Annotated in this window: 9 protein-coding genes; 4 read left to right on the forward strand and 5 right to left on the reverse strand. The window is 69.4% G+C overall.

Annotation, left to right across the window (positions count from 1 at the left end):
• Positions 1–196 precede the first annotated feature (196 nt).
• The 3 genes from AMK27_RS24900 to ligD all read right to left on the reverse strand — a co-directional run bounded on the left by AMK27_RS24900 (position 197) and on the right by ligD (position 4,784).
• Positions 197–2,353 (reverse strand): PBS lyase, encoded by a 2,157-nt coding sequence (locus AMK27_RS24900; RefSeq protein ID WP_073912386.1) that lies wholly within the window; start codon positions 2,351–2,353, stop codon positions 197–199.
• Positions 2,354–2,677: 324 nt separating this feature from the next.
• A complete protein-coding gene (locus AMK27_RS24905; RefSeq protein WP_079188583.1) occupies positions 2,678–3,799 on the reverse strand; it encodes an ATP-dependent DNA ligase in 1,122 nt (373 codons plus the stop codon).
• Between the two features lie 88 nt (positions 3,800–3,887).
• Positions 3,888–4,784, reverse strand: a complete 897-nt coding sequence (ligD, locus tag AMK27_RS24910) for a non-homologous end-joining DNA ligase (RefSeq protein ID WP_073912388.1) — start codon at positions 4,782–4,784, stop codon at positions 3,888–3,890.
• Positions 4,785–4,857: 73 nt separating this feature from the next.
• Between ligD and ku the strand changes: the two genes are divergently transcribed.
• On the forward strand, positions 4,858–5,940 hold the full coding sequence (ku, locus tag AMK27_RS24915) for a non-homologous end joining protein Ku (RefSeq protein WP_073912390.1): 1,083 nt from the start codon (positions 4,858–4,860) through the stop codon (positions 5,938–5,940).
• Between the two features lie 106 nt (positions 5,941–6,046).
• Here ku and AMK27_RS24920 read toward each other — a convergent pair whose 3' ends face one another.
• Both AMK27_RS24920 and AMK27_RS24925 read right to left on the reverse strand, forming a co-directional pair.
• Positions 6,047–7,747 (reverse strand): AAA family ATPase, encoded by a 1,701-nt coding sequence (locus AMK27_RS24920; RefSeq protein ID WP_241847596.1) that lies wholly within the window; start codon positions 7,745–7,747, stop codon positions 6,047–6,049.
• A gap of 79 nt (positions 7,748–7,826) precedes the next feature.
• Positions 7,827–8,648, reverse strand: coding sequence for a hypothetical protein (locus AMK27_RS24925; RefSeq protein ID WP_143204877.1), 822 nt, complete (start codon positions 8,646–8,648; stop codon positions 7,827–7,829).
• Between the two features lie 70 nt (positions 8,649–8,718).
• Here AMK27_RS24925 and AMK27_RS24930 point away from each other — a divergent pair, with 70 nt between their 5' ends.
• The 3 genes from AMK27_RS24930 (at position 8,719) to AMK27_RS42405 (ending at position 12,486) form a co-directional block, all read left to right on the forward strand.
• Positions 8,719–9,138 carry a hypothetical protein gene (locus AMK27_RS24930; RefSeq protein ID WP_073912396.1) on the forward strand — a complete coding sequence of 140 codons (420 nt, stop codon included), beginning with the start codon at positions 8,719–8,721 and terminating at the stop codon, positions 9,136–9,138.
• A 506-nt stretch (positions 9,139–9,644) separates the two neighbouring features.
• Positions 9,645–10,112, forward strand: a complete 468-nt coding sequence (locus AMK27_RS24935) for a DUF4240 domain-containing protein (protein ID WP_073912399.1) — start codon at positions 9,645–9,647, stop codon at positions 10,110–10,112.
• A gap of 178 nt (positions 10,113–10,290) precedes the next feature.
• The gene (locus AMK27_RS42405; RefSeq protein ID WP_143204878.1) at positions 10,291–12,486 is read left to right on the forward strand and encodes a hypothetical protein; all 2,196 of its coding nucleotides are present in this window, start codon (positions 10,291–10,293) and stop codon (positions 12,484–12,486) included.
• The last annotated feature ends 869 nt before the right edge of the window (positions 12,487–13,355 follow it).

The following is a 13,355-nucleotide window of genomic DNA, read 5'->3' on the forward strand; positions in this document are numbered from 1 at the left end:
CGGGCCCGGCGGGTGGGGCCGCGGGAGCGGTGGGTGCGGCGGGGGGTGGGGCCGCGGGACCGGTCGGTTCGGCAGGGGCCACCCTCCCGGCGCCCGGGACCGATCGCCGCACCGGGTGCGGGCTTCGGGGACCCGCCGATCGCGCACCAGGGCCCTGCCAGCGGCGGTCACCAGAACCCGGCGACGGCCGCGCCGCCTAGAAGGCGCCCCGCTCCATCCGCGCGAGGGCCGCCCGGCACACCGTGAGCAACTTCTCGTCGAGGTGGATGTCATGGCTGCCCGAAGCGCCCTCGCGCGCGTTGTGCCTGCGCCGGCGGGTCAGCTCGGTGAGGATCACCAGCTGTGCCCCCGAGGCCGCCGGTCCCATCTCCGCCAGGCACTCGGCCACGTCCACGCGCGCGTGCCGGTTCTCCTCCCACGCCGCGAGCAGCACCGGCAGCGCCGCCGCCGCGTCCCCGGACACCCGCCACAGGGCCGCGGCGCTGCGAACCCGCACCCACAGGTCCCGCGAGGCCAGACCCGGGCCGAGGGCGGGGGCCGCCGAGGCGGCGGCCGGGCCGATCTCACCGAGGGCCTGGGCGGCGGAGCACCAGTCCGCGCCCGAGGCGCCCGGCCGGAGCCACCGCTCCAGAGCGGTCAGCACCTCGCCCAGGTCGCCCTCGGCCGCCCACAGGGCGCGCGCCGCCGCCGTCGCGACGGTGGCCGACTCGGCGGCGAGGAGCCCACGCATGTCCGGTACGGCCTCCTGGGCCGCGGGCCCGAACGCCGCCAGGGTCCGCAGCGCGGACTCGCGCACCCAGTCGCGCCGGTTCGCGGGCGCGCCCCGCAGGACGCGCAGGACCTCGGGCACGGCCTGGGAGCCCCGTACCGCCGCGAGGGCGTAGAGCAGGGGCGCCGCCCGGTCGTACAGCCGCTCGTCGAGCTCGACCTCGGCGAGCCGGCGCCGCAGCAGCGGAGCCAGCATGGCGGCGGAGGGCCCGAGGCCGTCCATCGCGTACAGCAGCTCGCGCCGCACCTCGCTCTCCTCCAGGGCACGGGCGAGCAGCGGTACGGCGCGGGTGTCCCCGGCGCGGGCGAGGGCGAGGAGCGCGCCGTCGCGCCCGGACCGCCCGACGAAACCGTTCTGAGGGCTGCCGCCCAGGCCGCTGCCGCCGCGCGGGCCGCCGCCCCCGACCCCGCCGGGCACGGTCCCGGCGCCCGGGCCCGAGCCCACGGCGAGGCGGGCGGCGAGCGCGTCGGCGGCGGGCGCGCCCAGCTCGAAGAGCCGCTCCAGGAACGAGGTCGCGGCCTCCCGCAGCCGCGGCTCGGGGTCGTTGAGCTGGGCGCCGACGAGCCGGACGACCTCCTCGTACCGCCCCCGCCAGATCCGTATCAACCCGCCGCACAACCAGATCGCGTCCGAACGCTGCCCCCAGTCCGGGCTGCGCAACTGCGCCAGGATGAGCGCGATGCGGTCGTCGACCCGGTCGTCGAGCGCCGCGTGCAGGGTTCTGAGCAGCTCCTCCGTCCAGGGGGCGGGGCGGCCGGCGGCGTGCTCCTCCAGGAGTTCGCGGACCTGCCCGATGAGAGTCGGGGTCGCGGCACGCTCGGCGCCGGGTGCGGTCGGCCCCGGCGCCGAGGTTCTGATCTCCTCCAGGAGCCCCGTGACCCACGGCACGATGTCGTCGGGGATGTCGCCGGGCGCGCAGCGCGCCCGCTGGGCGAGAGCCGCGAGCCGCAGGCCCGGGTCCTGGGCGGCGCGGGCGAGCCAGCCCAGCCAGTCGACGGTCTCGGTGCGCAGCGCCGCGTGGCGCAGGGCGATCCGGCCGACGGCGGCGACCAGGGCGAGCCGTACCTCGGTGTCCCGCTCGACGGTGAGCCGCTCCCGCAGCAGGGTCAGCACCCGCGCGGGCTCGGGGTGCAGCGAGGCGAGCGCGCAGGGCGCGGCGAGCCGCACCTCGGGGTCGGGGTCGGAGACGAGCCCCAGGAACACGTCGGCGCCGGCGGCGATCGCGGCGGCGGCCATCGCGTAGTTGGCGGCGGGGATGAACTCCTCGTCGTCCGGGTCGAGTTCGTCCAGTTCCTCGTCGTCGTCGAGTTCGATCCCGCCGATGCTGGTGAGCAGCTCGACGATGCAGCCGCGGTCCTGGACGGCGGGGTCGGCGACGAGTTCGAGGAGGAAGGGGATGCAGGCGAGGGTGGAGTCGTAGACGTCGCCCTGGTGGTGGACGGCCCCGTACATGCCGTCGAGGGCGGTCTCCCGCTCGGCGGGATCGGCGGAGGCGAGTCCGCGGAGCAGCTCCGGCACGTCGTCCGCGGGGCCGTACGCGTGCCCCAGCGAGGCCCAGTCGACCTCCTCGATCCCCGTCAGCATTTGCCAGGCCGCCTTCCCCGTGAGCCCTGTACCAGGCAGCAAGTGTGCACCACGGGACGGATAGCAAGGCCTTACTGGCGACACCGGGCGCGCGTAGACCCCCAGTTGCGGTCTCTTTGCGCCATGTGCGGTACGCAGTGGGGCAGTTGCACTCAGTGCCGACCCGGTAAGGGGGTCGGCAGGACGGCGCCTGTCTCCCCGTCCCCCTGCCCCTCCACCGCCCCGTCCCTCCATCCCTCCCCCATCGCCCCACCCCTCCACCCCTCCACCGCCCCGTCCCTCCATCCCTCCTCCATCGCCCCACCCCTCCATCCCTCCATCCCTCTATCCCTCGGACCGCACGCGGACGAAGGTCGCGTTCTCCTGCCGCTGCCGCACGGCGAGCTGCCGCAGTTCGACGGGGAGCGGCGGGTCGACCCACCGGACCGGCCCGTGTTCGGGGTCCTGGGTGAGCGGCCCCGCGCGGTCCTCGGCCAGGGCGCCGACCTCGCGCGCCTGCGCCGGGGTGAGCCGGGGCGAGGTGGAGACCGTACGGCCGTCCGCGAGGCGTACGACCAGGGCCCGGGGCCGGTCGGGCGGGCCGACGACCCCGAGCAGCACGCCGTCGCTCGTCTCCATGTGCCGGATCTTCCGCCAGGCCCAGGTGGAGCCGGCCCGATAGGGCGAGGCCAGGGACTTGGCGACGATCCCCTCGACTCCCGCGTCCCGCAGATCGCGGAACCAGCCGCGCGCGGTCTCCTCGTCCTGGGTGGCGAGCACCCGCTGGAGCGGAGGCTCGGCGTCGAGCAGGGCCGTGCCGAGCAGCTCCCACCGGTCGCGCAGGGGCAGCGCCCTCACGTCGCGCCCCGGGACGGCGAGCAGGTCGAACGCGATGTACGAGACGGGAACGCCGGCCCGCGCCCGGTCGGCGGGGGAGCGCAGCAGGTCGGTGAAGCTCAGCCGTCCGTCCCGGTAGGCGCACAGCTCGCCGTCGAGGACGATCCCGGGCGGCAGCTGCTCACGCAGGTGCGCGGCGATCCCGGGGAACTCGGGCGCGAGATCGCGACGGGAACGCGACTGGAGGACGACCTTCCCGTCACCGAGGACGAAGGCGAGGGCGCGGAATCCGTCGAGCTTGAGCGAGTACTGAAGCTCCCGGGGCGGCTTTCCCTGCGCGGGGATCTCGTCGGCGGAGCGGGGCCGCATGACGTCGACGGGCGGAAGGAGCGCGAGGCCGTCGGGGGCCGGGCCGGAACCGGAAACGGAGCCCGAACCGGGGGTTCGGGTGCGGGGCGCGAGGCCCTCGTGGCCCGGAGTGCCACCGGCCGCGGACGCACCCGGTCCACGGGCCCCGCCCGGAGCCCCGCCGGACCTGCCGGACCCACCGGGCGCGCCGCCGGGCGGCCCGCCACCGGGGCTCGCGGCGTCACCACCCGCGCCCCGGGCGTGCGCCCCGTACCGGTTCATGACGGTTCTCCGTCCTGCTTCACCACGGCTCTCCGCCCCGGTTCATGGCGGGTCCCCGTGCCGGTTCATGACGGGTCCCCGGCCCGGTTCACGGCACGTCCCCCGCCCGCTCGGGCGCGAAAAGTGGCGCAAGGAGATCCCCGTACCGCTCAAGACGTGGCGCGATGTCATCCATGAGGAGGACGAGGGACTCGGGGTCCGCGGCGGCCCCGGCGCCCTCCTCGACCTCCTCCCACGTGACGGGCGCGGAGGCCATGGGGAGGGGCCGTGCCCGCAGCGTGTAGGGCGTGGCGGTGGTCTTCGCGGCGGCGTTCTGGCTGTGGTCGACGAAGACCTTCCCGGGCCGCAGCGCCCGGGCCATCCGGTGCACGACGAGCCGTGGCAGCGCGGCCTCCGCCTCGACGGCGAGCCGGCGCGCGTACGCCGAGACGAGCGGGGACGGTGTGGGCACCACCGGGACGAGCAGGTGCAGCCCCTTGGAGCCGGAGGTCTTGGCGAAGGCGTCGAGACCGTCGGCGGCGAGCCGTTCGCGCAGGTGGAGGGCGACGCGGCAGCACTCGACGACCGTCGCGGGCGGCCCGGGGTCGAGGTCGAACACGAGCCGGTCCGCGACGGCGGGGGAGGAGGCCCGCCACTGGGGCGTGTGGAACTCCACGACGAGGTTCGCGGCCCACATCAGCGAGGCGAGGTCCTCGACGACCACCTGCCGGGCCCGGGGGTCCTCGGAGCGGGGCACCGGGGCGGTCCTCACCCAGGAGGGTGTGCCGGGCGGCGGATTCTTCGTGAAGAAGAGCTGCCCGTCGGGACCGTCCGGATAGCGCAGGAAGGACACCGGGCGATCGCGCAGATGCGGCAGGATCGCGGCCCCGACGGTCGCGTAGTAGTGGAGCAGCTCGCCCTTGGTGGTGCCGGTGACCGGGTGGAGCACCTTGTCCAGGTTGCTGAGCGCCAGGCGCCGCCCCTCCACCTCTGTGAGAGGCGTCATACGATGAGAATCCCACGATTCCAGACAAATCGGGGATGACGAAACGTCCTGATCCGACCCGAAGGGAACACCTGTGCGATCCATCTGGAACGGCGCCATATCCTTCGGCCTGGTCAGCATCCCGATCAAGCTGGTGAACGCCACCGAGAGCCGGTCCGTCTCCTTCCGGCAGATCCACACCGAGGACGGCGGCCGCGTCCGCTACAAGAAGGTGTGCGAGCTGGACGGCGAGGAGGTCCCGCAGGCGGAGATCGGGAAGGCGTACGAGGACGCCGACGGCACCATGATCCCGATCACCGAGGAGGACCTGGCCTCGCTGCCGCTCCCCACGGCGAAGACGATCGAGATCGTCGCCTTCGTGCCGGCCGGTGACATCGACCCGTTGCAGATGGACGCCGCGTACTACCTCTCGGCGAACGGCGTCCCGGCGGCCAAGCCGTACACCCTGCTCCGCGAGGCACTGAAGCGCAGCGAGAAGGTGGCCGTGGCGAAGTACGCCCTCCGTGGCCGCGAACGTCTGGGGATGCTCCGCGTGGTGGACGACGTCATCGCCATGCACGGCCTGCTCTGGCCGGACGAGATCCGCGCGCCGGAGGGCGTGGCCCCGGAGAACCCGGTGAGCGTACGGGACGCCGAACTCGACCTGGCGGACGCCCTGATGGCCACCCTGGGCGAGGTCGACATGAGCACCCTGCACGACGACTACCGCACGGCGGTCGAGGAGATGATCGCGGCGAAGGCGGAGGGCGGCGAGGGCGTCGTGCCCCCGGCCACGGGCGAGGAGTCCGGCGGCGGCCAGGTGATCGACCTGATGGCGGCCCTGGAGAACAGCGTGAGGGCGGCGAAGCAGGCCAGGGGCGAAGAGGACGGGGACGGGGAAGAGGAAGGGAAGGGCGAGGGGAAGGGGCGGGCTGCGGTCACACCGCTGAAGCCGAGGGCGTCGCGTGCGCCGAAGGCGACGGACGCGAAGAAGTCCGCCTCGAAGGCGGCGGCGAAGAAGACGGCGGCACCGGCACGCAAGTCGACGTCGAAGGCGGCGGCGAAGAAGGCGACGACGAAGAGCACGGCGACGACGAAATCGACGGCGGCGAAGAAGGCGACGGCGACGAAGAAGACGACGGCCAAGAAGGCGACTCCGCGCAAGCGCACGGCGTAAGGACACGGCGCAAGGCGCTCACGGTCCAAGCGCAAGGCGCTAAGCACAAGGCACAAGGCACAAGGAACAAGGAACAAGGCACAAGGCGCCAGGCATCCATGGCCTGTCACCGCGCAGGCGGACCGCCGGCCGAACGCAGCTCCTCGTACGCCGTGTTGATGTCGGCGACGCGCACGGTGGTGAGGTCGTCCCGGCTCGGGGTGGCGTTCCCGCCGTGGGTGTCGTACAGGCGCAGGTCGCGGGAGGAGGCGGCCTTGCGGCAGAGCTCACGGGCGAGCCGCCCGTTGCCCAGCTGGTCGACGAGCCCGTCGCGTACGACGCTCCGGAAGTGGGAGTGGAGGACGGCGGCGGCGTCCTCGTCCACGACGTCGCCCTGGGTCTCCAGAACACCGTGGGCGATGTCGAGGAGTTCCGCCGCCGAGTACGAGGGGAAGTCGATCCGCGTACTGAAGCGGGAGGTGAGGCCGGGGTTCGTACTGAGCAGTTCGGCCATCTCGTCCGGGTATCCGGCCAGGATGACGACGAGTCGGTCGCGGTCGTCCTCGGCCCGCTTGAGCAGCACCTGAAGGGCTTCCTTGCCGAAGGCGTCGCCGCCGGAGTACCCGGTGTTGTGGAGCGCGTAGGCCTCGTCGACGAAGAGGACACCGCCGAGCGCGGAGTCGATGACGGCCTTCGTCTTCATGGCGGAGGAGCCGAGGTGTTCGCCCACGAGGTCGACCCGGGAGGTCTCGACGAGCGTCCCCGTCTCCAGCATGCCGAGCCCGGCGAAGATGTCGCCGATGACGCGGGCCACGGTCGTCTTGCCGGTGCCAGGGGGCCCGGTGAAGACGAAGTGCTGAGGTCCTGCGGTCGTCGGCAGGCCCTGCTCCCTGCGGACCGTGGCCATCCGCAGCTGGGCGACGAGGGTCCGCACCTGACGCTTGACCGGTTCGAGCCCGATCATCCGGTCGAGCCGCGCGAGCGCCTCGTCGAGCCGCGGGTCGCCGGCGGTGCCGCTCGCCTCGCCGGATCCGGCGGGGACCGCGGCCGCCCCCTCCGAAGCGGGAACGGGAGCCCGGACGGCGGCGGCGGGAACGTGGACCTGCGCGCGCTGGGCGACGTCGGCGAGACCGGGGAAGCACCGGAAGGCGTACTGGAACTGGCGCAGCGCCTCCCGGCCGTCCCCGACGCCCTCGTGCGCGAGCCCGCGCAGGTAGGCGACCTCGCCGTCGAACCTCCCGCCCCGGCCCAGCACCCGGGGGAGGGGCGCCACGGTGTTGAGGACCTCGTGGAAGACGCGCTGGCGGGCGAGCGCGTACCCGACGTACAACTGGGCCTCGTCGCGCAGGAAGGGAGCCGCGATGCCCCGGGAGTACTCCAGGACCAGCGGCCAGTTCTGCTTGAGGTAGGCGTAGCGGGTGCAGAGGAAGCGCGTCTCGTCGCAGTCGAGGACGGCGGTGAGGAGCGCGGGCTCGGCCTCGTCGACCCGCCCCGCGGAGAGCTGCCGCGCCATGCCGGCGAGCCAGAGATCGCGCGAGGTCTCCAGCCGGAAGGTGACGTAGACGCCGAGGTCGAACCGGGAACGCACGGTCAGCGCGCACCTGTTCCGCAGCGCGCCGAAGGAGTCCCGGTACCGCCCCATGGCGTCGACGGCCTCGGCCTGCGACCGGCCCGTGGCGTGCAGTCCCAACCAGGCGTCGGCGGCCGTGGGGTCGTACTCCAGCACCTCGGTGAACCGCACGGCGGCGGCGTCGAACTGCCCCAGCCGAAGCAGCGCGACACCCTCGCGCCACACCCGCTCGACCTTCTTGGCGGTACGCCTGGACACGGAATCTCCCGCCACAGTTCCCCCCGACCTAGCGACGAGTCACAGGGTAGTACCGCCCGACGGGAGCCGAGCGGCGACGCTACGAACGGCTGCCGCTGTGCAACTCGACCTTGGCGGCACGCACGAAGCGCGCCTCCGCCTCACCGAACCGGGTCACGGAGTCGAGGTAGGCACGACTGGAGGCCGGAGGACGGGACGACCACCCCTCCAGCAGCGCCCGGAACTCGTCGTCGTCCAGAGCACCGGCAGGCAGCGCGCCCCAAGCGACCCGACAGGCCCGCTCACCGTCCCCGCTCTCCTCCCCGTCCTCCTCCGCCGCACGACGGCCGGCGCGGAGCCGCCCCAGCGCGTCGACGAGCGCGGAAGCACCCTGGCTGCCCCCGGCAAGCCGCCCGAGCTTCCCCCAGGCCCGCTCGTAGACAGCCTGCGCGCCGAGGAAATGGCTCATCAGCTGAGCGGCATCGGTCATGGCGGCGGCCGGGGCGGCCACCTCGTCGGGCCCCTCCAGCTCGACGATCGTCTGAGCCGCCTTGAGTGCCGCGAGAGCATCGTCGAGCCCGGCCCTCCCGGCCCTGACGCCCTCGGCCGAGAGGTCCTGCTCACTCTCGACGACGAACCGCTCGCCCACGTCCCGCACGCGGTGCGCGGCCAGCAGGAACGCCGCGTACGCCTCGCGCTGAACGCCCCGATGCCACTGCCGGTGACCGGCGTTCGCCTGCGCGCGCACGGCGTCCAACGCCGCCCGATACGCGGCCTCGGCCTGAGCCAACCCCGCCTGACCGGTCGCCTCAGCCGCCCGCAACGCGGCGCGCATCTGCCACCGCCCGACCAGAACGCTCGCAAGCACCCCGAAGACCGCCACACCGGCTGCGGTCAACGCGGCTATCCCCTCAAGATCCATACGGGTCATGCTGTCGGACCCGCCCCCTAAGCTCCGCTCACCCAAGAACAGCAGAGAGAGGGGGACGAGCATGGGCGGCAACGCATGGACGCAGACGGGCCCGTATCAGCCCGACCTGAAGGCCGCGTTCCGGCAGACCAGGGAGGAGACGTTCGCGCGCGACAACCACGGCTTCGAGGGCCGATCCGTCGAGGAGCTGTGGCGGGACCCGGCCTGGCACGAGTACGTCTTCACCGGCGGTACGGCCACGGTGTTGGACTTCCCCTCGATGATCGACGCCACGGACAGCAGCGACGGCCCGTTCATGCGCCCCCTGACCGACGAAGAGGTACGCGCCTGGTCCCCCGTCGGCCGCCCCACGCACGAGGAATGGAACGAGGCCCTGGCCTCGGGCCGACTGGACTACCCGGACGTCCAGGGCAACTGCACCGTGCTCTACGAGAACGGCGAGCCCGCCGGGATCGGCTACTGGGGAGTGACGACCGACTAACGCCCGACACCGCCTCCCGGGCGCGCCCCGTCTCCACCACGTCTCGAGAGTCACTGCACCCGCACATACAACAAGACCCCGCGCTCAGCGTTTGGCTGAGCGCGGGGCCTGTATGGCACTTCTGCGCAGCGCCACCGGCAGGATCCGAACCTGCACACACGGCTCCGGAGGACGCGTGATCTTCAAGCGTTTGTGCAGCTCAGATGACTGATGGCGTGCCACGCAGTCGCTTGCGTCCACGGATAGGCCGCGCCGTGGGACTTGCCGGCCGACGGGCCCTGAGCTGCGGGGTATGGCAGCTGCAGACCCGCAGGATCGGCTGTCGCGAATGGCAGGCCGGTGCGGGCCGGGCTGGCAACCGCTTTGCAAGTTCGATCGTGGGTTCCTGTCCGCAGGCGGGCGACTGCATACCGCTGCTGCGGACAGTCGGGTACAGCCGCCACCATCCACCGTCGTTGATGTCAGCCGTGGATGTCAGACCGCCCTGACATCCTGCGCCCGTGAGAATGACATGGGTCGACTTCTGGGCGCTGATAGCCACCCTGGACGGCGTAGCAACCGAAGAGAGCTGCCGGCGCCTCGCCGAGCAGCTGAGCCGCCGCTCCGTCCCCGACATCATCGGCTTCGCGGAGCGCCAGGCCGAAGCTCTCTATCGCCTGGACCAGGAAAAGTTCGGCACCCTTCCGGTGGTCGACCTGGCGGCCCGGTACGACAGCCCCTTCCCGCAGTCGGCCGACGTGTTCCTGTACACACGTTGCGCTGTGGTGGCCGCGGGGCAGGCCGTGTGGGAGAGCGTCTTCTTCGACGTCGACAAGTTCGCTCCGTACACCTCAAGCGAGTGCGACGGCGAGTGGCTGCTGTACGTGCCGGACAAGGCGTACAAGCTGACCACTTGCAAGGAGTGGGACCACTCGACCCGGTACTGCTTCGAGAGCTACTCCAACCGGGACGGCTGGCCAGACCTGCGGGATTGAGGCCAGCTACCTGGTGATCGGGCTCTCGTAGACGGTCTGGGGCCCTTCCGCGATCCCAGTCTGTCTGAGGCAGCAATCCCCGGGAAGGCCACATCCTGGCGCTGCTGCCTTCACCGAACCAAGCCTAATTTCGTGTGCAGCCCAGACATGCAGGCCGTGTTCGAGCTAGCCTCTGCCCATGACTAGGCCTCGACTGCGCCTTGCACTGAAGACCCTTGACACTGGGGACTGGCGCACCTTTGAAGAATTTGCCGCCGATTTTCTAGCGGTCGAATATCCGAGCCTCAGGACTATGGCCGCAACCCAGGGAGACAAGGGAAGAGATGGCCAACTCTTCATCCCTAGCGAACAGCCGACAGACATGGTCCAATATTCGGTTACCCAAGACTGGAAATCAAAGATCAACCAGACTTTGAGGCGACTCGATGATAACTTCACGGAGGTAAAGCGACTAATTTACGCCACTAACCAGGAAATCGGGCCGGCGGCTGACGAGCTCGTAAGCTCAGTCATGAAGAAGCGCGGAGTGATTATCGACATTAGAGACATCAACTGGTTTCTGGAGAGGAGAGAAACCCACCCTCAGCGAGTGCAGGCCAGCGAGGCCCTGTGTGAAAAGATCGTTGACCCTCTGCTGCGGAGAGAAAGGATCTCGTCACAGGTCGGACTTACCCTGAATGCAGAGGAGGCCCGCTTGGGACTCCTCCACCTCACGTTGCAGAATCAGGATAAGGCGACAGAGAAAGGACTCGCTAGGGAGTCGTTCGAATCGCTGACTCTTTCCGCCCTCCATGACACTTCCCCTGAGAACCTCCTCTCCAGGAGGGAAATCCACGCGCGCGTAACCTCTTTTCTGCCCGCTGGGCACGAACAGCAGATCGACGCGCAAGTCGACGGCGCCCTGGTTCGACTCTCCGGGAAGAGGGGGCGAATTAAGCATTACAGTATTGAAGATAACTTCTGCCTGGCTCGCGATGAGCGAAATAGGTTGAGTGAACGAACAGCAGAGTTCGTTCAAGGAGAGCAACTTCTCGAGAAACAACTCGTGGAAGCCGTCGGATTCTATGGTGGCATCATCCCAGAGGAGAGCCGTCCTGCCGTAGGGGCGGAATTGCGAGCCAGTCTAGAGTGGCTCCTACTCAAGAGAGGCGAGTCTTTCGCAGAGGCCGTCCGCACGGGGGAAATGAACCACGCAGACAAGGAAGGCGTGGAGCTGCTCCTGCGAGATGAGCCTGAAAAGAAGAGCCACAGCCTGCATACAAAAGCCGTAGCTGACGCCCTCGTCTTCGTCCTCGACAGGCCCAACGAAGAAGTGAGGGGGCACCTGAGGAGGCTGGCTGATGGCTACACCCTTTTCTCGTTCCTACGCCAGACCCCTGACGTGCAGAAAGTAATAGTTAATCTTTTCTCAGAGGGAGACTTCTGGATAGACACGTCAGTGATCCTCCCACTCATCGCTGAAACGTTGGTCGAGGATCCATCGCACCGTCATTACACGACCGTATTCAAGGCGGCCTCGGACGCCGGTATCCGACTTTTCGTAACGGATGGCATCATTGAGGAAGTGGAGCGCCATCTAAATCGATGCCTCCAGTTTAGTCGCACTGAAGTGCGGCAATGGAACGGCTCCGTTCCGTTCCTGTATGCGGCGCACACGCTCAGCGGCCGCGCTCGATCTAGTTTTGTCGAGTGGCTAGAGAATTTTCGCGGCGCGGCCCGCCCGGTGGAGGATGTGCGCATCTATTTGGAAGAGGACCTTTCTATCCACAGAAAGAACCTCAAGGAGGAGGCGGAATCAGCAAGCATCGATTTGAGGGCGGCTGTCCAAGAGGTTTGGAATGAAGCCCATGAGAAGCGGCGCAATCCGAGAGATTCTGACATCGATCCCGCTGTGACGCAGCGACTCGTAGCGCACGATGTAGAAACGACTGTCGGCATCATAGAGATGCGAAGTCGAAGCGCAGCTTCTCCAATGGGCCACAAGCACTGGCTAGTCACTCTCGACAAGGTGGCTTTTCGCCTTAAGTGGGAACTATCCCAAAGGCTTCACGAGGCGCCGTCATCACCCGTTCTCAGTCCAGACTTCCTGTCTCAATTCCTGAGGCTAGGCCCGATGCGCACCGCGGTCGAGACGGAGCAGCGTATTAACCTGCCGCTACTTGTCGACGTCTCGAAATACGATTACCTGCCTAAGAGCCTTGTGGAGCTGGCAGACAGCCTGCGAGATCAACTGGCTGGAAGGAATGAGCGCCTCATTCGGCGAGGAATTAGAGACTCCCTTGACAAGATGCGTACAGAGGAGGGAGTTGAAGCCGCAGGCGGCTTGAAGGCAGCCGAAGAGAGAATTATGAAGCTGCTTCAGCGTGAACCATAGTCCATTCGAATCTAGTTAGGCCGGTGGAGCGGGGTTTTCCCGTGGCCTGCCCGGGATAGGGTCGAGCATGCCCAGGGAACTCCTACCCTTGTTGCCAACTCGGTCAGGATTTGGACCTGGCCATTGGATCGAGTGGCTTCCTGGTCTTGCTCGACGCGGGTCCCCATACAGCGAGCCATTCTGCTCGCCCACCACCTCCCAGTCCCGTCCCGTCCGCCGTCGACCCACACGCTTGTGGAGCAGGCCCGGTGCCTTGTCTGCTCGGCTCTGCCTGGGTCGACGGCAGACGGGATGGAAAGTCCCCACCTCAACAGCCCACGGGCCGGCACTCGCCCACGGAGCCCCCTCCATCCCGGAGTTTGAGCGCCCCCGCCGGAGGCAGCGTTTTAAGCCGCACTCATGTACCGCCTCGGCCGCATCATGGTTCGTCACCCATCAGCCCAAGCTGTCAGGCGTGCGGACGGCGGCCGGGCTGGAGCGGGGCGGAGATAGGAGCGCAGGCCCGGGCGACGGGCCGTGCGCGCCGCGCCGTGCGCGGCGGGTGCCTTGATGAGGTAGAGAAACCTGTAACAGCTCCCTTGTGTCCCCTGCGCTACTCGGTGGTGAGTGCGTCGGTGATGGCCTGCATGTCCTCGGTGATGACGTCTGCCTGGGTCTCGGTGAACTGGTCCACCTTGTGGGCCTTGTTGGCGTAGCCGATGACCGTCGCGCCTGATGCGTGTGTGCGAGTCGCCGATCAGGGTGTAGCTCGCGACTTCGATGTGCACCTGCTCGGCTGCCGTGATGAGTGGGAAGGGGTTCGGCTGCTCGGAGGGGTGACCCACGATCTTCGTGACGTTACTCCTCCAGGCCGTGGAGCTCTAGGAAGA

The organism is Streptomyces sp. CB02009 (genome assembly GCF_001905825.1).
Taxonomy (GTDB): domain Bacteria; phylum Actinomycetota; class Actinomycetes; order Streptomycetales; family Streptomycetaceae; genus Streptomyces.